21 protein-coding genes and 1 pseudogene are annotated in these 20,976 nt (G+C 70.6%); 11 read left to right on the forward strand and 11 right to left on the reverse strand.

The features are described 5' to 3' along the window. Nucleotides 1-52 precede the first annotated feature (52 nt). Genes OG870_RS20525 through OG870_RS20540 form a run of 4 tightly spaced genes read left to right on the forward strand, consistent with a single transcriptional unit; the run spans nt 53 to nt 3,990 of the window. A complete protein-coding gene (locus tag OG870_RS20525; RefSeq protein ID WP_266583678.1) occupies nt 53-2,278 on the forward strand; it encodes an acetate--CoA ligase family protein in 2,226 nt (741 codons plus the stop codon). After that, a complete protein-coding gene (locus OG870_RS20530) occupies nt 2,278-3,093 on the forward strand; it encodes an enoyl-CoA hydratase/isomerase family protein (RefSeq protein WP_266520383.1) in 816 nt (271 codons plus the stop codon). Before OG870_RS20525 ends, OG870_RS20530 begins: the two co-directional genes overlap by 1 nt. Before the next feature lie 40 nt (nt 3,094-3,133). Next, nucleotides 3,134-3,742 carry a flavin reductase family protein gene (locus OG870_RS20535; RefSeq protein ID WP_266583676.1) on the forward strand — a complete coding sequence of 203 codons (609 nt, stop codon included), beginning with the start codon at nt 3,134-3,136 and terminating at the stop codon, nt 3,740-3,742. 53 nt (nt 3,743-3,795) lie between these two features. Further along, on the forward strand, nt 3,796-3,990 hold the full coding sequence (locus OG870_RS20540) for a hypothetical protein (protein WP_266839860.1): 195 nt from the start codon (nt 3,796-3,798) through the stop codon (nt 3,988-3,990). Nucleotides 3,991-4,409: 419 nt separating this feature from the next. Here the strand turns inward: OG870_RS20540 and OG870_RS20545 are convergent, their stop codons facing one another. Next, nucleotides 4,410-5,924, reverse strand: a complete 1,515-nt coding sequence (locus tag OG870_RS20545) for an alginate lyase family protein (protein ID WP_266583674.1) — start codon at nt 5,922-5,924, stop codon at nt 4,410-4,412. Nucleotides 5,925-6,338: 414 nt separating this feature from the next. On the opposite strand from OG870_RS20545, the pseudogene OG870_RS20550 reads away from it, so the two are divergent. Next, nucleotides 6,339-6,508, forward strand: a pseudogene (locus tag OG870_RS20550) (flavin reductase); the annotation flags it as partial. Nucleotides 6,509-6,520: 12 nt separating this feature from the next. Here the strand turns inward: OG870_RS20550 and OG870_RS20555 are convergent. Further along, nucleotides 6,521-6,793 carry a GntR family transcriptional regulator gene (locus OG870_RS20555; protein WP_266516442.1) on the reverse strand — a complete coding sequence of 91 codons (273 nt, stop codon included), beginning with the start codon at nt 6,791-6,793 and terminating at the stop codon, nt 6,521-6,523. A gap of 159 nt (nt 6,794-6,952) precedes the next feature. Between OG870_RS20555 and OG870_RS20560 the strand changes: the two genes are divergently transcribed. The 4 genes from OG870_RS20560 (at nt 6,953) to OG870_RS20575 (ending at nt 8,742) form a co-directional block, all read left to right on the forward strand. After that, nucleotides 6,953-7,240: a hypothetical protein gene (locus OG870_RS20560; protein WP_266839858.1), complete on the forward strand. Its 288-nt coding sequence runs from the start codon at nt 6,953-6,955 to the stop codon at nt 7,238-7,240. Next, nucleotides 7,237-7,494 carry a hypothetical protein gene (locus OG870_RS20565; protein ID WP_266839856.1) on the forward strand — a complete coding sequence of 86 codons (258 nt, stop codon included), beginning with the start codon at nt 7,237-7,239 and terminating at the stop codon, nt 7,492-7,494. The genes OG870_RS20560 and OG870_RS20565 overlap by 4 nt, the downstream gene beginning before the upstream one ends. Nucleotides 7,495-7,747: 253 nt before the next feature. Further along, nucleotides 7,748-8,332 (forward strand): dihydrofolate reductase family protein, encoded by a 585-nt coding sequence (locus OG870_RS20570; protein WP_327691237.1) that lies wholly within the window; start codon nt 7,748-7,750, stop codon nt 8,330-8,332. Beyond that, the gene (locus OG870_RS20575; protein WP_327691238.1) at nt 8,329-8,742 is read left to right on the forward strand and encodes a VOC family protein; all 414 of its coding nucleotides are present in this window, start codon (nt 8,329-8,331) and stop codon (nt 8,740-8,742) included. The genes OG870_RS20570 and OG870_RS20575 overlap by 4 nt, the downstream gene beginning before the upstream one ends. Nucleotides 8,743-8,823: 81 nt before the next feature. On the opposite strand, the gene OG870_RS20580 is transcribed toward OG870_RS20575, so the two are convergent. Then, nucleotides 8,824-9,384: a cysteine hydrolase family protein gene (locus tag OG870_RS20580; RefSeq protein ID WP_266839854.1), complete on the reverse strand. Its 561-nt coding sequence runs from the start codon at nt 9,382-9,384 to the stop codon at nt 8,824-8,826. A gap of 130 nt (nt 9,385-9,514) precedes the next feature. Next, a complete protein-coding gene (locus OG870_RS20585) occupies nt 9,515-10,873 on the reverse strand; it encodes an MFS transporter (RefSeq protein WP_405624507.1) in 1,359 nt (452 codons plus the stop codon). A 59-nt stretch (nt 10,874-10,932) separates the two neighbouring features. Between OG870_RS20585 and OG870_RS20590 the strand changes: the two genes are divergently transcribed. Beyond that, nucleotides 10,933-12,039 carry a GlxA family transcriptional regulator gene (locus OG870_RS20590; RefSeq protein WP_266583660.1) on the forward strand — a complete coding sequence of 369 codons (1,107 nt, stop codon included), beginning with the start codon at nt 10,933-10,935 and terminating at the stop codon, nt 12,037-12,039. On the opposite strand, the gene OG870_RS20595 is transcribed toward OG870_RS20590, so the two are convergent. From OG870_RS20595 to OG870_RS20605, 3 genes are all read right to left on the reverse strand, one after another. Then, entirely contained in the window at nt 11,961-13,010 is a 1,050-nt protein-coding gene (locus OG870_RS20595) for a Zn-dependent alcohol dehydrogenase (RefSeq protein WP_266681725.1), read from the reverse strand. The two genes, OG870_RS20590 and OG870_RS20595, sit on opposite strands and share 79 nt — an antisense overlap. Further along, nucleotides 13,010-14,158: an acyl-CoA dehydrogenase family protein gene (locus OG870_RS20600; RefSeq protein WP_266839850.1), complete on the reverse strand. Its 1,149-nt coding sequence runs from the start codon at nt 14,156-14,158 to the stop codon at nt 13,010-13,012. The genes OG870_RS20595 and OG870_RS20600 overlap by 1 nt, the downstream gene beginning before the upstream one ends. 109 nt (nt 14,159-14,267) lie before the next feature. Then, nucleotides 14,268-15,182 (reverse strand): SDR family NAD(P)-dependent oxidoreductase, encoded by a 915-nt coding sequence (locus tag OG870_RS20605; protein ID WP_266516461.1) that lies wholly within the window; start codon nt 15,180-15,182, stop codon nt 14,268-14,270. Nucleotides 15,183-15,266: 84 nt separating this feature from the next. Here OG870_RS20605 and OG870_RS20610 point away from each other — a divergent pair, with 84 nt between their 5' ends. Beyond that, nucleotides 15,267-16,226, forward strand: a complete 960-nt coding sequence (locus OG870_RS20610; RefSeq protein ID WP_266583652.1) for a cyclase family protein — start codon at nt 15,267-15,269, stop codon at nt 16,224-16,226. Between the two features lie 404 nt (nt 16,227-16,630). Here the strand turns inward: OG870_RS20610 and OG870_RS20615 are convergent, their stop codons facing one another. From OG870_RS20615 to OG870_RS20630, 4 genes are all read right to left on the reverse strand, one after another. Continuing rightward, nucleotides 16,631-17,092 (reverse strand): ATP-binding protein, encoded by a 462-nt coding sequence (locus OG870_RS20615; RefSeq protein ID WP_266520385.1) that lies wholly within the window; start codon nt 17,090-17,092, stop codon nt 16,631-16,633. A 487-nt stretch (nt 17,093-17,579) separates the two neighbouring features. After that, nucleotides 17,580-18,512 (reverse strand): acyl-CoA dehydrogenase family protein, encoded by a 933-nt coding sequence (locus OG870_RS20620; protein ID WP_266839847.1) that lies wholly within the window; start codon nt 18,510-18,512, stop codon nt 17,580-17,582. A 3-nt stretch (nt 18,513-18,515) separates the two neighbouring features. Continuing rightward, nucleotides 18,516-19,649 (reverse strand): acyl-CoA dehydrogenase family protein, encoded by a 1,134-nt coding sequence (locus tag OG870_RS20625; RefSeq protein WP_327691241.1) that lies wholly within the window; start codon nt 19,647-19,649, stop codon nt 18,516-18,518. An 8-nt stretch (nt 19,650-19,657) separates the two neighbouring features. Next, nucleotides 19,658-20,851: an amidohydrolase family protein gene (locus OG870_RS20630; RefSeq protein WP_266516473.1), complete on the reverse strand. Its 1,194-nt coding sequence runs from the start codon at nt 20,849-20,851 to the stop codon at nt 19,658-19,660. Between the last annotated feature and the right edge of the window lie 125 nt (nt 20,852-20,976).

Raw genomic sequence — 20,976 nt, forward strand, 5'->3', positions numbered from 1 at the left:
TGCGTCAGGTATGGCGTCAGGTATTCGCTGTCACACAGGAGCGGGCGGACCGATGCTTGGATCAACCCACGGCACCCTCACCACCGACTCCCGCCGGGCCCGGGTCATCGCCTGCGGCGAGCAACCCGGCCCCGCCGTCCACGGCAGGCCCGCGGAGGTCGACGACCTCGACGTCAGCGGCCGGCCGCTGTACTGCGACGTCCCCGATCTGGACCGGTTCTTCCATCCCGAGTCCGTCGCCGTGATCGGCGCCTCGGACACCGAGGGACGGCCCAACACCGGCATCACACGCCAACTCGTCACCTGGGCCGAGCGCGTGGGGGCACGTCTCCACCCCGTCCATCCCACCCGCCCGTCCGTCTTCGGCATCCCCTGCTCCCCCTCCGTCGCCGACCTGCCCGAGCAGGTCGACCTCGCCGTACTGCTGCTCGCCGATCCCCTTGCGGTGGTCGAGCAACTCGCCGAGGCCAAAGTGAAGTTCGCGGTCGTCTTCGCCTCCGGGTTCGCGGAGACGGGAGCGGAGGGCGCGGCCGCGCAGGAGCGCCTCGCCGCCGCCGTCGCCCGCTCCGGAATACGCCTCCTCGGACCCAACACCAACCTCAACGCCTTCGAGCGCTTCCGGGACGACCTCGACGGACCGGCCATCGCCCTCATCACCCAGTCCGGACACCAGGGCCGCCCCGTCTTCTCCCTCCAGGAGCTGGGCATCCGGCTCTCCCACTGGGCGCCCACCGGCAACGAGGCCGACCTGGAGACCGCCGACTTCATCTCCTACTTCGCCGAACGTCCCGAGGTCGGCGCCATCGCCTGCTACGTGGAGGGGCTGAAGGACGGCCGGTCCTTCCTGCTCGCCGCCGACCGGGCCGCCCGGCGCCGGGTCCCGGTCGTCGCCGTCAAGGTCGGCCGCACCGAGACCGGCGCCCGTACGGCCGCCTCGCACACCGGCAAGCTGACCGGCGCCGACACGGTGGTGGACGCGGCGATGCGGCAGTTCGGGGTGATCCGGGTGGACGGACTCGACGAACTCCAGGACACCGCCACCCTGTTGGCCCGCGCCCGGCCGCCGCGCGCCGAGGGCGTCGTCGTCTACTCCATCTCGGGCGGCACGGGTGCGCACTTCGCCGACCTGGCGACCGAGGCGGGACTCGGCCTGCCGGTGCTGTCGGCGTCCAAGCAGGCCGAACTGCACCAGTGGATACCCGAGTACCTGGGCGTGGCCAACCCCGTGGACAACGGCGGGCATCCGGTCGGCGACCACCGCGGCCGGAAGATCATCGACGCGATCCTCGACGACCCCGCGGTGGGCGTGCTGATCTGCCCGATCACCGGGCCCTTCCCTCCCCTCAGCGACAGGCTCGTCCAGGACCTGGTGGACGCCGCGGAACGGACGGACAAGCTGGTCTGCGTCGTCTGGGGCTCCCCGGTCGGCACCGAACCGGCCTACCGCGAGGTCCTGCTCGGCTCCTCCCGGGTGGCCACCTTCCGCACGGTCGCGAACTGCATCACCGCCGTCCGCGCCTACCTCGACCACCACCGCTTCGTCAGCGGCTACCGTTCCCCCTTCGACGAGGCCCCGCGCACCACCTCGCCCTCCTTCCGCAAGGCGCAGGCCCTGATGCAGCCGGGCCGGCAGCTGAGCGAACACGCGGCGAAGCAGCTGCTGCGGGCATACGGCATCCGCGTCCCGCGCGAGCAGTTGGTGACCAGCGCGGCGGCGGCCGTACGCGCGGCGGGCCTGGTGGGCTACCCGGTGGTGATGAAGGCCTCCGGCGGCCAGATCGCCCACAAGACGGAGCTGGGCCTGGTCAAGATCGAGCTCACCTCGGCGAGTCAGGTCCGGGATGCCTACCGGGAGTTGACCGACATCGCCCGTTACGAGGGGGTGGCCCTGGACGGTGTCCTGGTGTGCCAGATGGTCGAGCGGGGCGTCGAGATGGTCGTCGGCGTCACACACGACGAGCTGTTCGGGCCGACCGTGACCGTCGGGCTCGGCGGGGTGCTCGTGGAGGTGCTGCACGACGTGGCCGTACGCGTGCCGCCCTTCGGCGAGGAGCAGGCCCGGGACATGCTCGGCGACCTGCGCGGGCGGGCCCTGCTCGACGGGGTCCGAGGGCGCCCTGCGGCCGACCTCGACGCGCTCGTCGAAGTCGTCCTGCGGGTGCAGCGCATGGCACTGGAACTCGGGGACGACCTCGCGGAGCTGGACATCAACCCGCTGATGGTGCTGCCCAGGGGGCAGGGCGCGGTGGCGCTGGACGCGCTGGCGGTGTGCCGGTGATGGAGCCGACCTGGGTGCTGCACGAACTCCGCGACCACGTCTCGCACATCACGCTCAACCGGCCCGACGTTCTCAACGCCGTCACACCCGAGCAGCGGGAACGGGTCATCGGGCTGCTGTCGGACGCCTCGGCCGACCCCGGCGTACGGGCCGTGGTGCTCACGGGGACGGGGCGTGGTTTCTGCGCGGGGGCCGATCTGCGCGGCGGCTCGGGGGGCGGCTCGGGGGGCACTTCGGAGCCCGGCGAGCGGGTCGCCGGCGATGTGGCCCGCATGCTCCGCCTCGGCGCCCAGCGTCTGACCGCCGCCGTCCTGGACTGCGAGAAGCCGGTGATCGCCGCCGTGAACGGCACGGCGGCCGGCCTCGGCGCCCATCTCGCGCTCGCCTGCGACCTCGTACTGGCCGCGGATTCGGCCAAGTTCATCGAGGTCTTCGTACGGCGGGGGCTGGTACCGGACGGCGGGGGCGCCTATCTCCTCCCCCGGCTGATCGGCCCGCAGCGCGCCAAGGAGCTGATGTTCTTCGGCGACGCGCTCTCGGCAACCGACGCCGAGCGCCTCGGCCTGGTCAACCGGGTCGTCCCGGACGAGGACCTGGCCAAGACGGCCCGCGAGTGGGCGAGCCGCCTCGCCACCGGCCCCACCCGCGCCGTGGCCCTCACCAAACAGCTCGTCAACGCCTCCCTGGACTCCGACCGCGCGACGGCCTTCACGGCCGAAGCCGCCGCGCAGGAGATCAACATGACGACGGCGGATGCCCAAGAAGGTCTGCGCGGCTTCGTGGAGCGCAGAAGCCCCGAGTACAAGGGCCGCTGACCTTCCCATCTGACGTACCGTCAGCTTCAATGGAAGGGTGATGGGACACGCAGGGGCGGCCGCAGCCGCCGTCCGTTACCTCAGGTCGGCCGGGGCTCCGGGCCCGGTGGAAGCGCTGCCGCGCCCGGAGTTGCGCTGCGTCGGCGAGGACGAGCGGGCCCCCGTCGACCAGCCCGAGTTCCGGCGCGTGCTCGGCGCCTTCGCGACGGGCGTCACCGTCGTCACCGCACCCGCCACCGCCGACGGGGCCGGTCCCGCCGGCTTCGCCTGCCAGTCCTTCTCGTCCCTCTCCCTCGACCCGCCCCTGATCGCGTTCATGGTCGGCCGTACGTCGACGACGTGGCCGCGCATCGCCCGCGCGGGCGCCTTCTGCGTCAACATCCTGGGCGCGCACCAGGGCGCCCTGTGCCGGGCCTTCGCGGTGAGCGGGGCGGACAAGTTCACGGGCGTGGCGTACGACGGGGCGCCGGTCTCCGGCTCCCCGCGCCTGACGGGCGCCGTCGCCTGGATCGACTGCACGATCCACGCGGTGCACATGGGCGGCGACCACCTGATCGTGGTGGGGCGCATCGAGGCCCTCGGTACCGGAGCCGCCTCCGACGAACCTCTGATCTTTCATCGGGGCCGGTTCGGGCGGCTGGAGGGCTGAGGGCCTTCGGACACGGGCTCTGGGCCCAAGACTCTCAGGGGGCGCAGTTCGCCGTGCAGGAGGCAGCCTCGCTCGACGAGGTGCCCAAGGAACCGCAGATCGAAGGCGCCATCCTGTTCGGCATGAGGCGCCTACCGCCTGAGTTCTCCGACCTGCGCCTGCCCGATCCGCCAAGATCCGACGATGAGGACGCGCCGTTGCCGCCCTGGCCCGGCCGGGGCCTTGACGAGTTGGGGGTGGCCGCGTGAACAGCACCGAACTCCTGGCCGCCCTCCAGGCCCAGCAGGACGAGGCCACCGCCCGGGCCGGCGAACCACGCGCCCGGGTCGAGCACCTCAGCGCCGCCCTCACCGAGATCGAAGCCCTCTCGGGGAGCTGGCCACCGCCCGGAAGGTCATCGCCGAACTCGCGCCAGCCGCAGCCGAACCCGACCCGACCCGACTGGGCATGCCACCGCCTACCAGGCCATCGTGAACGCCTTCAACCAGCACCCCGACCAGACATTCCGCGTCCGCGAGCTGCACGAACTCCTCGGCATGCCAACCGACGACCCGGCCATGAACGTCACCCGAAGCCGCCTCGGACGCCTCACCCGCCAAGGCTTCCGCACCCAACCCGGACGAGGCCGCTACCAGAAACGGATTTCACGCCTTCTCATTCCGCGGTGTCACTCGGCGGTGTCACTCGGCGTCGCGACGGCCCGGCGGCGGAGCAGGAGGAGACCGCCGGCGAGGGCGGTGACGCCACCCGCGGCCGTCCACAGCGGGAGGTCGGAGGAACCGGTGGCGGCCAGGTTGCCGCCGCTCTTACCGGCCTGGGGGCTGGGGCCGGAGGGCGGCTTGGCGGCGGAGTCCCCGGACGAGCCGGATGAACCGGACTTGGCGGCAGGCGTCGGCGCCGACCCGGACGGCGTGGCTGCCGACTCGGCCGCGGTGGCTTTGTCCTGGGTGTACGCCAGTGTGCCGAAGCCGAGTTCGTCGAATCCGCCGCTGTTCGGACCGTAGTCGCCGCCGCCTCCCTCGGGACCGTGGTCGCCGCCGCCTCCCTTGGGACCGAGGTCGCCGCCGCCTCCCTTGCCCATGCTGCGGGCCACCATGGCGCCGGTGTTCGGCATGGCCATGCCGCGCCTGATGGCGTAGTGGTTGTAGACCCGATCCCAGACCGGGCGCCCCTGGCCACGGCCGCCTTCGGCGATGACGGTCTGCTCCGTTGGTATGCAGTGCGGGCCGTTTGTCCAGGTGTAGGTGGTGTACGGCACGTCGTAGCCGAGGTTGTACCGGGCGACGTACTCGCACGCCTTGCGGAACTTGGAGTCGTCCGCGGCGTAGAGGTCGACGCCCTGGTTCCAGGCCATCTCGCAGATGGTGCCCATCAGGCCGATGCCCATCATGCTGTGGGCCTGGTCGCGCCCGCTCTCCTGCCACTGGGCCAGGCCCAGGTCGTCGTAGATGTAGGGGATCGCCTTGGCCAGCGAGCCGTTGCCTGCGCCGTGGTGGAAGTAGTCCACCGTCTCGTTGAACTTGGCCCGGTCGTCGCAGAGGATCCCGATGGCCATGAGCGAGGCCATGGAGCACAGGTCCCAGTTCGCCCAGTAGTGGCCCCAGCAATTGGTCTCGCGGTTCAGGAAGCGGTGGTTCATCGGATAGAAGTAGGTGACCATCATGTCCTGGAAACGGGCCATGTCGAAGCCGGGGTAGCCGCGCATGAGCTCGCCGACGTTGGCGAACTGGTACCCGTAGATGCCCGTCAGGAGCACGACTTCGGAGCCTCCGGCGACGCCCTTCAGCTTTCCCGACCAGGCGTTGCAGATGTCCCGCGCGGTGTCGGCGTGTGCGGTGTCGCCGGTGATCTTCCAGCGCAGCGCGTTCTGGTAGGCGGCGTGCACGTCGTTGTAGAGGATCCCGTAGTTCTGGACATCTCCCCCTCCCCGGGCCACGGTCGCCTGCGGGTTGGGCCGCCATGTGCTCTGCGAGTGGCGGTTGGCGGTGAGCTTGGCGAAACCCGCCGTGTAGGGGGCTGCGCCCGCTTTCACCTTGGCGGCCATGCGCTCGAGATCGGCCCGCGTGTGGAGCATTCCTGGGTGCGCGAAGGGCTTGTCCGCCGCCGTCGCCGGGGAGGCGGCCACGCCCGAGCCGATACCGATTCCGACCGCGCCGGTCGCCGCTCCCGCGGCCTTTAGCATGCTGCGCCGACTGATCCGATGGGTCACTGCGTTGTTCCTCGGCTCTCGTGGGGGGACGGTGCCTACGTATGGAGACGTGATGCGGAGCGGGCGATAACAAAAAGTGGGCGCCACCGATGAAAGGCAGGTGGTCTTGGCGGTCCTCCGTCACGGGACTTAGCGTCACCCGGACGCATCTGGACAGGCAGGTCGACGACGGCGGACACTCCCAGCAACACCCCCGAGGGCCGGCGGCTCCAGGTGGAGACCCGGTACGTCACCCTTCTTGGCCCCCGCCCTGTGATCGTTGAGTTTCTGCCGTCGGGCGTGGTCTCGCTGTCATCGTGGGAGGGTTCGGGCGATCAGTTCGCTCCCCACGATGCGGAGGTGGCCGCTGACGTCGGTCATGGGGTTGCTGGAGGAGCGGGAGTCAGCTCCCCGCGCCTGACGGGCGCCGTCGCCTGGATCGACTGCACGATCCACGCCGTACACACCGGGGGCGACCACCTGACCGTGGTCGGCCGGGTGGACGCCCTGGGCACGGGCGAGTCTCCCGACGGCCCCTGGTCTTCCACTGGGGGCGGTTCGCGCGGCTCGACGGATGACGCTCGAATCACCTAGGCGGAGGGCTCGGAGGACGGCGGCACGGGGTCGGAGACGAACCATCCCCGCTGAGGTACGGCGTACACCCAGCCTTCATCGGCCAGCAGGCCAAGCGCCCGCCTCACGGTCGTCCGCGCGATCCCGTACCGCTGCACGAGCTGGGCTTCACTCGGCAGCATCCGTCCCGGCTGCCAGTCGCCGCGTTGAATCTGTGCACGAAGAATCTCGGCAAGTTGCCGGTATGGAGTCAGCGGCGCCCCGTGATCGATCTCAGCGTCAGGATTCATGAAGTCGACGCTAAGCAAGTGGACTGATGCACGCTCTTTGGGATACGTCTCGCGACGAATCGATACAAGGCGATACTATGCGGGAGTCATGAAAACGCCCCGGCGGGAAGGGTGAGAGCTTCCATGCCGGGGCTGTGCCGACTGCAAAGGAGTCGACCCATGCGCAGCCTACTGGCCGCGGTCCTGAGCCTCTTCCTGCCTCCGCGCGGAGCGCACCGCACCGACGCGCCACCATCGCTCACCGCCCCTCCGCCCGCTACCGCTCCCGCGCGTCGGCCGAGGCCGCGCCCCCTGGACCACATCGCCGCCGACGGCCAGCCCCTGGTCCGGCCGTACCTCGTCGTATGGGAACGCGAGCGGGACGAACATGAGCGGCGTCTTCGGTGGGAGCGGCGCCGGGTGGCGTCCTCGCGCCAGGACCGCCTCCCCTGGGAGGTCGCCGTATGAGCGCGAGCCGCCCCCGCAGCCTCGGCGTCGACCCGGCCACCGGCAAGGAGGCGTTCGTGATCGCCCGCCGCGGCAGTCTCCTGGACGCGCTGGCCGACGCACACGCCCTGGAGGGCGCCGCCGTCCTGGCGGCGGTCGTCGGTGCCGTACTGGAGGCGGGCAAGGCGTCGGACGCCGAACTCGCCGCCCTCGTAACGCCGTTGCACGCAGCTCTCGACGAATGCGTCAGCATGATGGCGGCCGGCAGGGAGTGACGGCGTAGAAGCATTGCCACACACCACTACGGCGACGGCCGGCGCATCGAAGCCGTGTGCCCGACGGCCCGAAGTGCGCCACAACGCCGAGGACCGCGAGCACGCCGTGCCCTCGTCCGATCCGCAGATCTTGGCCACCGCTCCTCGTCCGCCGGCAGTGCCGGCGCGTCAGGCCGATGAGTTTGCCGGGTGCCCGCAGTCTTCCCTGTGGAACGGCGGATCCCGGTGTCACGGAGGAGAGGTGGAGGCCAGGATGACCACTCCGATTCGGCTGTACATGTCGATGTCGCTCGACGGCTACATCGCCGGCCCGGACGATCGGCCAGGGCAGGAACTCGGACGCGACGGGGGGCGGCTTTTCAACTGGCTCGACGACCGGGAGTCCGACGGTCCGAGCGGCCAGGTCTACCGTGAGGCGCTGGCGACCGGCGCGGTGATCTCCGGCCGTCGGACCTTCGAACTCGCCGGGCGCTGGCAGGGCGACCACCACGACGGCGTGCCGATCTTCGTCCTCACCCACCGGGTGGAGGACGGGGACGTACCACCCGGTCACGCGCGTTTCGTCACCGATGTCGAGGACTGCGCCCGCCAGGCTCGCGCGGCGGCCGGGGACCGGCCGGTCATGGTTCATGGGGCGCAGGCGGCCCAGGCACTCCTCCGAGCCGGGCAGATGGACGAGATGGAGATCCGCCTGGTTCAGGTCCTCCTCGGGGACGGCCGAAGGCTGTTCGACCACCTCGGTAGTGAGCACATCGAACTCGACCTCGTCCGACGGCTTGAGGACCGAGACGTCACGCACCTTCGCTACCGGGTGTGCCGACCCGAGGTGGCCGCGTGAAGACGCTCTTCGTCGCCTACCGCGTCACCGACCTGGACGGCTCGCTGGGCTTCTACACCGCCTTGGGCTACGTCGAGCTGGGCAGAGTCGACGCCGTCGACGGGAGTCTCCTCGTGATCCTCAGGTTCCCCGGCGAACCAGCGGCCTCGCTCGAACTGGTCCACCACCCCTCCGGCGGACCCGTCGACGTGGGCAGCGGTTTCGACCACCTCGCGATCCAGGTGGAAACGCTGGCCACCACCCTGGAGACGCTGGTCGGAGCCGGCCTGGAGCCGGAGCCTGTCCAGTATCCGGGCGGCCCGCACGGCCCGAAGACCTCGTGGCTCACCGACCCGGACGGATACCGGATCGAGTTGGTCGAGTGGCCGTCCGGACATCCCAACGGCATCACCGCAGCGGACTTCTCCTGAGGCAGTCACGGCGAGTGGAGTGACGAGGCCCGCCGGCGAGCGGCCTCACGATCTGGCCGACGGCCCCCGCTCTTACGGCTATTACGGTGCGATGGCTTTGAGCCAGTCCTCGACGGCGACGACATCCGCCCACTGCGGGAACAGCTTTTCGGTGAGCATCCGGTGCACCTCGGGGTCGGTGTCGAGGCAGGCATCCGCCAGGACGGTGAGGCCGAAGTCCAGGTCGATGGCGCGCCACAGGGTGGACAGCACGACGGCGCTGGTGGCGATGCCGGTGAGAACGAGGCTGTCGATGTCGCGAGCCCTGAGTACCAGGTCGAGGTCGCTGCCGGAGAACGCGCTCCCCCGCCTCTTGGTCACCACCACGTCGCCCTGCCGGGGCGCGACATCGGGATGGATCTCGGTGCCAGGAGCCCCCTCGGTGAACAGGCCGGACCGCACGACATTGGTCATCACCTTGTTGCGAGGGCTGACTTCCGGATCACCCGGCCGTAACCCCATCACCACGTAGATCACGGGGATGCCGGCAGCCCGGGCACCGTCGATCGCCCCGCGCAAGCGCGGCAGATACCCGGAACCGTCGTCGGCGATGGCCACGACGTCCCGTTGGACGTCCATCACCAGAAATGCGCTGTTCGCCATGCTTGCCGCCCCTCCCTTCTCCGTTGGGAAACAAGAGCAAGTCTGGTGGACCGGCCGGCCCGCGGTGCGGGTTTCGGAGATCCGCTCCAACCGCCGGCCCGGCGAACCCACCTGCTCACGGCGCCGGGCCTCAGCCCACCATCGCGAGCTTCCCCACGCCCTCGCTCGACCGCCGCCGGATCACCAGCGCCATCAGTGCCGCCACCGCGCACAACGCGCCGGACATGTACCACACCATGTCGTACGAGCCGAAGGCGTCGCGGGCGACGCCGCCGAGGAAGGCCACGAGTGCGGCGCCGACCTGGTGGGAGGCGAGGACCCAGCCGAAGACGATCGCGCTGTCGTCGCCGTACTGCTCGCGGCACAGGGCGACGGTGGGCGGGACGGTGGCGACCCAGTCGAGGCCGTAGAAGACGATGAAGAACAGCATCGGCGGGTGGACGCTCGGGGCCAGCAGCATGGGCAGGAAGAGGAGGGAGATGCCGCGCAGGGCGTAGTAGACGGCCAGCAGGCGGCGCGGTTCGAAGCGGTCGGTGAACCAGCCGGACGCGATCGTGCCGACGACGTCGAAGACCCCGATGACCGCGAGCAGCGAGGCCGCCGCAGTGATGGGCATGCCGTGGTCGTGGGCGGCGGGCACGAAGTGGGTCTGGATCAGGCCGTTGGTGGAGGCGCCGCAGATCGCGAAGGTGCCGGCCAGCAGCCAGAAGGTGCCCGTGCGGGAGGCCGAGGACAGCACGGTCACGGCCCGGCGGGCGGCGCCCACGGCGGGCGCGGGCTTGGGCACGAACTCCGTGGCCCCGTACGGCTTCACGCCCACGTCCGCCGGGTGGTCGCGCAGCAGCAGCCAGACGAAGGGGACGACCGCGAGGGCGGCGAGGGCCACCGTGACGGCCGCCGGGCGCCAGCCGTGCTTCTCGACGATCCACGACAGCAGCGGCAGGAAGATCAGCTGGCCGGAGGCGGAGGCGGCGGTGAGGATGCCGGTGACCAGGCCGCGGCGCTCGGTGAACCAGCGGTTGGTGACCGTCGCCGCGAAGGCGAGGGCCATCGAGCCGGAGCCCAGGCCGACCAGCAGACCCCAGCACAGCATCAGCTGCCAGGCCGCCGTCATCCACACCGTCAGACCCGAGCCGAGCGCGATGACGGTCAGGGCCACGGCCACGACCTTGCGGATGCCGAAGCGGTCCATCAGTGCCGCCGCGAAGGGGGCGGTGAGGCCGTACAGCGCCAGGTTGACGGAGACCGCCGCGCCGATCGTGCCGCGCGACCAGCCGAAGTCCTGGTTCAACGGGTCGATGAGCAGACCGGGGAGGGAGCGGAAGGCGGCCGCGCCGATGATCGTCACGAAGGTGACGGCGGCGACGAACCAGGCGCGGTGCGGTGACATCTTGTGGCTCCGCCACAGGTGGATGCGAGGGGTTCGCTCGGACTCGGGAGCCGTGCCGGCCGGCGCGGGTTCGGTTGTCTGGGTCACGACATAGAGCATCCAGGCCGGAACCGGGCGCCTCCACTGGCCCGAAGGACAGCATTCGTTAGGATCGGGCCATGAGCAGTGAGCCGAGTGCCCCGGAGTTCCGCCCCCACCGTGTGGTCGTCCTCGCCCTCGACGGCCTGCTCCCCTTCGAGTTGGGCATCCCGCACCGCATCTTCGGCCGCCCCAGGGACGCCCGGGGGCGGCATCTGTACGAGGTGGTCACCTGCTCGATCCGGCCGCCCGGCCCGGTGCAGACCGACGCCGACTTCGCCATCCAGGTCGAGCGGGGCCCGGAGGCCCTGGCCACCGCGGACACCGTGATCGTCCCGGCGTCGTACGAACTCGGCCCGGTCTTCGAGCGGGGCGTCCTCACCGATGAACTGGCCGCCGCCCTCGCCCACATCCGCCCCGGCACCCGGCTCGCCTCCATCTGCACGGGTGTGTTCGTCCTGGCCGCCGCCGGCTATCTCGACGGCCGCCGCGCGACCACGCACTGGGCGGAGACCGACCAGCTTCAGCGGCTCTTCCCGCAGATCGACGTCGACCCGAACGTCCTGTTCATCGACGACGGCGACGTGCTGACCTCGGCCGGTGTCGCGGCCGGCCTCGACCTGTGCCTGCACATGGTGCGCCGCGACCACGGCACGGCCGTCGCCAACGACATCGCCCGCCGCACCGTCGTACCGCCCCACCGCGACGGCGGCCAGGCGCAGTACATCCACCGCCCGGTGCCGGAACCGCAGGTGGCGACCACGCGGGGAGCCCGCGCCTGGGCGCTGGGCCGTCTGCACGAGCCGATCCAGTTGCGTGACATGGCCGCGCAGGAGTCCATGTCGGTGCGGACCTTCACCCGCCGTTTCCGCGAGGAGGTCGGCGTCAGCCCCGGCCAGTGGCTCACCCAGCAGCGCGTGGAGCGGGCCCGGCACCTGCTGGAGTCCAGCGACCTCTCCGTCGACCAGGTCGCCCAGGACGCCGGGTTCGGTACGGCCCAGTCGATGCGGCAGCACCTTCAGGCGGCGCTCGGGGTGACTCCGACCAGCTATCGGCGCACCTTCCGGGACGGTGGCGCGAGGGGTGCCGGAGGCGGCTCCCGCCCCGCTCAGAACGTCAGCACTCCGCGGGCCACGCGTCCCGCCTCCGCGTCCGCCCTCGCCTTCTCGAAGTCCTCGACCGGGTAGGTCTCGGTGACCAGTTCGTCCAGCAGCAGCCGGCCCGCCCGGTACAGCTCCGCGTAGACGGCGATGTCCCGCTGCGGACGCGAAGAGCCGTACCGGCAGCCCAGGATGGACTTGTCCAGGTACATCGAGGAGACGAGGAAGGACGCCTGCGCGGTCGCCGGAGGGACACCGAGGAGCACCGCCTGTCCGTGCCGGTCCAGCAGATCGATCGCCTGCCGGATCAGCTCCACCCGCCCGACGCACTCGAAGGCGTGGTCGGCGCCCGTGGGCAGGATCTCCTTCACCCCCTCGGTCGAGGTCAGGAAGTGCGTCGCCCCGAACTGCCGGGCCACGGCCTCCTTCGCCGGGTTCGCGTCGACGGCGACGATCCGCAGCGCACCCGCGATCCGCGCGCCCTGGATGACGTTGAGCCCGATGCCGCCGGTGCCGATGACCAGCACGCTGTCCCCGCGATCCACGCGGGCCCGGTTGAGCACGGCGCCCACCCCCGTCAGCACGCCGCACCCGATCAAAGCGGCGGACGGCAGGGGAATGTCCTTGGGAATCCGGATCGCCTGCACGGCCTTCACCACGGTCCGTTCCGCGAAGGCGGAGTTGGAGGCGAACTGGAAGACGGGCCGCCCGCCCTGGACGAACGGCTGCCCGGGACGCCCGATCGCCTGCCGGCACATCGTGGGCCGCCCCCGGTCGCACTCCGCGCAGGCACCGCAGTTGGCGAGCGTGGACAGCGAGACATGGTCCCCGGGTACGACATGCGTGACGCCCGCGCCGACGGCCTCCACCACCCCCGCCCCCTCATGCCCCAGCACCACGGGAACGGGGAACGGTATGGTCCCGTCCACCACGGACAGATCGCTGTGGCACAGCCCGGCCGCCGAGATCGCGACCAGCACCTCCCCCGGCCCCGGATCCCGGACCTCCAGGTCGTCGACCACGTCGACCCGCTTGCCGTCGAACACCACACCGCGCATCAGACGCCCCCCTTGGGCTCCCTGGGCAGACCGAGCACGCGCTCGGCGATGATCGTGCGCTGAATCTGGTCCGAGCCGCCGTAGATGGTGTCGGCCCGGGAGAACAGGAACTGGTGCTGCATCGCGTCGAGTTCGTACGGCGACGCGAGCGACCAGTCGGCCGGACCGACCCCGGCCGTGGCCCCCCGCACCTGCATGGCCAGCTCCCCGAGCCGCTGATGCCAGCCGCCCCACAGCAGCTTGGCCACACTGGGCGCCCCGGCTCCCCCCGAACTCCCCAGCGTACGAAGGGCGTTCCACCGCATGACTCGCAACTCCGCCCATTGCCGCACCAGCCGCTCCCGTACGACGGGATCCCGCACGGCACCGGACCGCACGGCCGCCCGCACCACCCGGCCCAACTCCTCGGCGAACCCGATCTGCTGGGCCAGCGTGGAGACCCCCCGTTCGAAGCCGAGCAGACTCATCGCCACCTTCCAGCCGCCGCCCTCACCGCCCACGACATGCTCCACGCGCGCGCGTGCCCCGTCGAAGAAGACCTCGTTGAACTCGCTCGTGCCGGTCATCTGCCGGATGGGTCGGACCTCGACGCACCCCGGCTGGTCCATGGGCACGAGCAGAAAGGTCAGCCCGTGGTGCCGCTGCGAACCGGGCTCGGTACGGGCCAGCACGAAGCACCAGTTCGCCTCGTGCGCCAGCGACGTCCAGATCTTCTGGCCCGTGATCCGGTAGTACGCCCCCTCCCGCACGGCGGCGGTCCGCACACCGGCCAGGTCCGAACCGGCACCGGGTTCGCTGTATCCCTGGCACCAGAGCTCGTCACCGGCGGCGACAGGAGGCAGGAAGCGGGCCTTCTGTTCGTCCGTGCCATGGGCCAGCAGGGTGGGCGCGAGGAGGTTCTCCCCGATGTGGCCCGAGCGCGGGGGCGCACCCGACCGGGCGTACTCCTCGGCCCAGGCAACCTGCTGGGTGAGCGTGGCGACCCGATTCCCGTAACCGCCTTCGGGCCAACCAAGACCGATCCACCCGGCCTTGCCCAAGGTGCGCTCCCAGACGCGCCGATCCTGTCCGGCCTCGGCGTGCTCGAAGAGCCACGCCCGAGCCTCGGCTCGAAACTCCTCATCCTCTGCGGCAAATCCGAAGTCCACGGGGTCTCCTCCCAGCGCCGGTCACAGCAACGGCCTCCAAGGGGCGCGGGGAACTGCGCGACCAGCCACGACAGGCCCGCACCCGCCACACAACCCGCACACCCCCGAGTCATCGGGCGTTCGGCCGAGCCCCGTCCCGCGCCGCCTTCTCCAGGGCCTCCAGTCGCGACAGCATCGGCATCGGATCCACCCCCACCGACCCCGGCAAGAACTCCGCGATCCGCTCCGGCGTCCACCCGCCGGAGGCGTACGCGGCACGCAGCTCCCGAGGCTGCGCCCACACCGCGATCTTCGGCCCCGCGATCGTGTACACCTGCCCGGTGATCGCCTGCTCCTTGGCCCGCTCCGACAGCAGGTACACGACCAGGGCGGCCACGTCCTCCGGCTCCCCGATCTCCGCCAGCTCCATGGGAACGTTCGCCGACATCCGCGTACGGGCGACGGGCGCGACCGCGTTGGCGCTCACCCCGTACTTGTTCAGCCCCAGGGCCGCACTGCGAACGAGCGAGATGATCCCGCCCTTCGCGGCGCTGTAGTTCGCCTGCGCGACCGACCCCTGATGATTGCCGCTGGTGAACCCGATGAGGGTCCCCGCCCGTTGCCCCCGCATCACCGCCGCGGCCGCCCGGAACACCGTGAACGTGCCCTTGAGATGCGTGGCCACGACCGGGTCCCACTCCTCCTCGGACATGTTGAACAGCATCCGCTCGCGCAGAATCCCGGCCACGCACACCACACCGTCGAGCCGTCCGTACGACGAGAGGGCCACGTCGACGACCCGCTGCCCGCCGGCCATCGTGGAGACGTCGTCGGCCACCGCGACCGCCTCACCGCCCGCCGCCTCGATCTCCTTGACGACAGCCTCGGCGACCTCGCTCGTCGGGGAGGCCCCGTCCATCGCCACGCCGTAGTCGTTGACGACGACCTTCGCTCCCTCGGCCGCCGCGGCCAGCGCCACCGCGCGGCCGATGCCCCGCCCGGCGCCCGTCACGGCGACGATCTTGCCTGCCAAGAAGTTCCCCACGCCCGGCCCCTTCCCGCGGTTTCTGACGGACCGTTAGATTTTATGGCCCGTCAGATACCTGGAGACAAGCCCCGGGGAGGACCGATGTCACAACCCATGCCAGGGTCGCCGTCACAACCCACGCTCCATCCGGAGTTCCACGCCATCGCCAAACGCGTGAACAACTGGGGGCGTTGGGGCGCCGACGACGAGATCGGCACCCTCAACCTGATCACCGACGAGGTCGTCCGGGAGGCCGCCGCGACCGTCCGCACCGGCCGCCGCATCCCCCTCGCCCTGCCTCTGAAGCAGGACGGCGTGCAGAACGGGATGATCCCGGGGCGGGTCAATCCGCTGCACGCGATGGTGCAGATCAACCAGGAGCTGTTCGGCCCGGGGACGGTGGCGTGCAGCGACGACGCCGTGACCATGGGCCTCCAGGCCGCCACCCACTGGGACGCGCTGACCCATGTCTCGCACTCGGGCCGCCTCTACAACGGCCGCCCCGCCGACACCATCACCCCGCACGGCGGCGCCGAGTTCAGCGGCATCGACAAGGCCCGGCACATCGTCTCGCGTGGGGTGCTGCTGGACGTCGCACGCGCGCGTGGCGTCGACCGGCTGGAGGGCGGGCACGCGGTCACACCCGAGGACCTGGAGGCCGCCGAGGAGATGGCCGGTACGCGGGTGCGCGCCGGCGACATCGTGCTCGTACGGACCGGGCAGATCCAGGTCTATCTCGCCGGGGACAGGGACGCGTACGGCTACCCTTCACCCGGCCTGTCGGTCCGTACGCCGGAGTGGTTCCACGCGCGCGATGTCGCCGCCGTCGCCAATGACACCCTCACGTTCGAGATCTTTCCGCCCGAGATCGAGGATCTGTGGCTGCCCGTGCATGCGCTGGACCTGGTGGAGATGGGGATGCTGCAGGGCCAGAACTGGAATCTCGAAGAGTTGTCCACAGCCTGTGGAGAAGTGGGCCGGTACGCCTTCCTGCTGTCGGCGATGCCCGAACCCTTCGTCGGCGCGACGGGGACTCCGGTGGCCCCCGTCGCCGTGCTGTGAAGGCCGTCGGCCGGCGGCGCGGTGCTCCCGCCCCGAGCACGGCACCACACGCCGCCGGCCGACTCCGGCGCACCCTCCCCCACTCTCGACTTCGGTCGAGCGGGGAGGCCCCCATCGACCCCTCTTGGCCCTGAGGGAGCCGACGCCGAATCACGACTCGCACTCGTCGAGGGCTCCCGTCACCGAAGCCCTCGTCGTCCCCTCACGGCGAATCGCTAACCACAAGCGTGATCAAACGGACACGACGCGTCAACACCCGTACGGGGATTTATTACTTAAGCCCTATTTGCCATGGGCGCGCACAGAAGCACATCCCGGCGCATCACTCCGCGCCGGTCACGGCCTGACAGCGGTTTCTGCACCCGTACACCGCGGCTGACGGACCTTCGGCGCCCGTGCGCCGGTCACACCGCCTCGAACGCGAGCCCTTCGTACGCCGGAGCGCCGCCCATGCAGGTTTCCGCGGCCTGACGGGACTGTGCGCAGCGGTCGAGTTCGCACCAGATGCGCTTGCCCGCGCCCTCGGGGCTCCAGCCCCAGCGGTCGGCCAGTCCGTCGACGAGGGCGAGACCACGGCCCCCGGTCGCGTCGCCGTCGGCACACCGGGGCACGGGAGCCCGGTCGCTGGTGTCCGCCACCTCAAGACGGACCGTGGCCGACTCCCCGGCCACGCCGGGCAGGGACAGCCTCAGCACAGCCGGACAGCCGGTGTGCACCACAGCGTTGGTGACCAGTTCGGAGACGAGCAGGATCAGCGTCTCGGCGAGCGGCTCGTCGACCTCTATCCCGGACCCGGCGAGGCGGGAACGCGCCCACTTCCGGGCTCGCCCCACCTCCGCGGGGTCGGGCCGGACTTCCAGCTGCACCTGAAGCACCTGCACCGCTCACACCATCCGAACCGGCGGACACATGACCTCGCGCCACGCGCGCGCCGCGACGAGGGCCACGATCGTAGCCATTTTCTGCATGACCAGGACAACAGCCAGTGCAGAGCCCAGAGCCAGGGTCACGGAACGTGAATCCCTTACGAGACAGCATGGTTGACGTACAGTCACCCCAACAAGCGCTTCGGGCATATTCCAGCGCGAAGGAGTACCCGTGCGGCATACTGTGCGACGCTCGTTGCGGGGAGTCGAACAGGCCGGTTCTGGCATCACCCCAAGGGCAACACCGGCACGGCTCGTGCTCGGAACCACTCGCATCCCACAGAAGGTACCGGAGCGGGACGCCGACTCCAGGACGTGACGGGTCACGCCTAGGACACAACCCGGTATCAACGCTCTGTAATTCCGGTATGCCACAATCCGCGACATCTGCGAGGGCCGCTTCCGCGACAGCCCAGGCCGGCGCCCCTCAGGTCACCAGATCGGCCGCGAGCAGCTCCTCACTCTCCGTAACGCCACCGCCACGTTGCGCCCGCACCCGCGCCCGCTTGAGAAGCAGATGCACCTCGCATTCCCAGGTGAAGCCCATGCCGCCGTGCACTTGGAGGCAGTCGCGGGCGCCGCGCTCGGCGGCCTCGTCGGCCAGCAGCCGGGCCGCGGCGATGTCGACCCGGTCGGCGGTGACGGCGGCGGCGTAGACGGCCGCACGGGCCACCTCGGTGCGTACGAGCATCTGCGCGCACAGGTGCTTGACGGCCTGGAAGGCTCCGATCGGCTGCCCGAACTGCTCGCGGGTCCGGGCGTGTTGCACGGCCAGTTCGCACGCACGCGCGGCCGTGCCGAGCTGCTCGGCCGCGGTGAGGAGGATGCCGAGGGGATCGGGGACGGCCGGCGCCGGCACCCGGTGCAGGGGGGTGAGCGGGTCCACGGAGTTCATCGGTACGGCCCCCTCGGCGCCCGGCCGCACGACATCGGCTTCCTCCATCCACTCCACGAGCCTGCCGTCGGCGGCGGCGACGACCGTCTCCCCGGTGGCCGCACCCTCCACCTCCCCGGCCGCGAGGTGGGTGGCCAGGAGCGGCCCGGGCACCAACGCCCGCCCGGCCTCCTCGAACGCCAACACGGCCTCCGGCAGCCCGAGTCCGGCCCCTCCGTCCGCCTCGGGCAGTCGCAGAGAGAAGAAGCCCAAGTCGCCGAGAGCCCGCCACAGGGCCCGGTCGAGACGGAACTGGGAATCGCCGGGCTGTGCAGCAGCGCCCTGAAGGGGCGCGGGGTTGTATACATCAGCGGCTCCGCCGCGGGGCGCGACCAGCCACGACGATCGCGCAGACGACCGACGACCGACGACACCCCGCACAGCGGCCTGCAATGCCCGTTGCTCCTCCGTCAGTTGAAACCGCACAGCTCACCTCCCCTTCGGCAGCCCAAGAATCCGCTCGGCGACGATGTTCCGCTGAATCTGCGAGGTCCCCGCCGCGATGGTGTACGACAGCGCCGACAGCCGGTCGAGCATCCAGGGCCGACCCAAGTCCAGCGAGTCCGGCCCAAGAACCTCCGCCGCCGCGTCGTACAGCTCCTGCCGGGCGTGCGAATAGCTCAACTTGAAGACCGAACCCCCCACTCCCGGCACACCGCCGGAGGCCTCCGCCTCGCTCACGTTCCACTGCGTCAGCCGCCACAGCGCCCGGAACTCGGCGTTCAGCCTGCCCAGCCGTCGCCGGAGCGCGGAATCGTCCCAGCGCCCGTTCCTACGAGCCTCGGCGGCGAGTTCGCCCAGCACGCGCCGGCATGCCACGACCTCGCCCACGAAGGCCGTGCCGCGCTCGAAGGACAGCGTCACCATCGTCACGCGCCAGCCGTCGTCCTCGTCCCCGACCCGGTTCGTCACCGGCACGCGCACGTCGTCGAGGAACACCTCGGCGAACTCGGCGGACCCGGCGAGGGTCCGCAGCGGCCGTACGGTGATCCCCGGGGCGTTCATGGGCATGGCGAGCCAGGTGATGCCCCTGTGCTTCGGCGCGCCCGGATCCGTGCGGACCAACAGCTCGCACCAGTCGGCCACTTCGGCGTGCGAGGTCCAGATCTTGGACCCGCTCACCACGTAGTCGTCGCCGTCCCTACGCGCGCGCGTGCGCAGTGCCGCGAGGTCGGAACCGGCGTCCGGTTCGCTGAAGCCCTGGCACCAGACCTCCTCTCCACGCAGGATCGGCGGCAGCCAGCGCGCCCGCTGCTCGGGTGTTCCCTCGGCGGCGATGGTCGGCCCGGCGTGCAGCAGCCCGACGAAGTTCGCGCCCACGTAGGGCGCGCCGGCCTTCTCGGTCTCCTCCAGGAAGATCAGCCGCGTGGTCGGGGAGGCGTCCCAGTGGACGTCGGCGTACCCGGCGTCGTACAGCATCCGCTGCCAGCCGAGGTCGTGGGCCCGGCGCGCCGGCCAGTCGTCCGGGGACGGCTTCGGCGGCAGGGTCGGCAGCACCTTGCCGAGCCACTCCCGCAGCCTCGCCCGGAACTCCTCCTCCTCGGAGGTGTACGAGAGGTCCATGGGCGGGGCTACTTGTCGAAGTCCAGGTCGAGCATGCGGATCGCGTTGCCCCGCATCAGCTTGTAGACCGTCTCGTCGTCGAGGCCCTTCACATGGTCGAGGGCGACCTCCTTGGTGTGCGGAAAGGTCGAGTCGACGTGCGGATAGTCGGTCTCGAAGGTGGCGTTGTCCCGGCCCACCACGTCCAGCGAGGCGACCCCGTGCTTGTCTCGGAAGAAGCAGCAGAAGATCTGCCGGTAGTAGTACGTCGACGGGGGCTCCGGGACCAGGTCCCGCACCCCGCCCCACGCCCGGTGCTCCTCCCAGACGTCGTCGGCGCGTTCCAGGGCGTACGGGATCCAGCCCATCTGCCCTTCGGAGTAGGCGAGTTTGAGGCGCGGGAACTTCACCAGCACCCCGCTGAACAGGTAGTCCATCATCGAGGCCATGGCGTTGTTGAAGCTCAGCGACGCCTGGACGGCGGGTGGCGCGTCCGGGGAGGCGGCCGGCATCTGCGAGCTGCTGCCGATGTGCATGTTGACGACCGTCCCGGTCTCCTGGCAGACCGCGAAGAACGGGTCCCAGTAGCCGGAGTGGATGGAGGGCAGCCCGAGGTAGGTGGGGATCTCGGAGAAGGTCACCGCCTTCACCCCGCGCGCGGCGTTGCGCCGGATCTCGGCGACCGCCAGGTCGATGTCCCACAGGGGAATCAGACACAGCGGGATCAGCCGGCCCCCGCTGTCCCCGCACCACTCCTCCACCATCCAGTCGTTGTAGGCGCGCACACAGGCCAGCGCGACCTCCTTGTCGTGCGCCTCGGCGAAGGTCTGGCCGCAAAAACGCGGGAAGGAGGGGAAGCAGAGGCTGGCCTCGACGTGGTTGAGGTCCATGTCCTCCAGGCGTGCCTTGGGGTCCCAGCAGCCGCGCCGCATCTCCGCTCTGGTGATCCCCTCCAGGGTCATCTCGTCGCGGTCGAAGCCGACGGCGGCGATGTTGCGCTTGTACGGGAACTTCAGGTCCTCGTAGATCCACCAGTCGGTCGGCTGGCCCTCCGGGTCCATGGTGATCCGGTATTTGCCGGCGACGTAGGCGAGTTCGCCGATCCCGGCGGTGAGGGCCTGTGGGCCGCGGTCGCGGTACTTCTGGGGCAGCCAGGTCTCGAAGAGGTGCGCGGGCTCGATCACATGGTCGTCGACGCTGATGACGCGGGGCAGTTCGGTCATGGTCCCCTCCACCTGGTACTGACCAATTTCTGATGGTCCGTCAGATCTCGATATGCCTAGCAGGCTAGCCCCACCCCCCTGGACCGACAAGGCGCCGAGCCCTACGCTCTGCCCACGATCTGACG

The sequence above is a fragment of the Streptomyces sp. NBC_00461 genome, assembly GCF_036013935.1.
Lineage (GTDB): Bacteria > Actinomycetota > Actinomycetes > Streptomycetales > Streptomycetaceae > Streptomyces.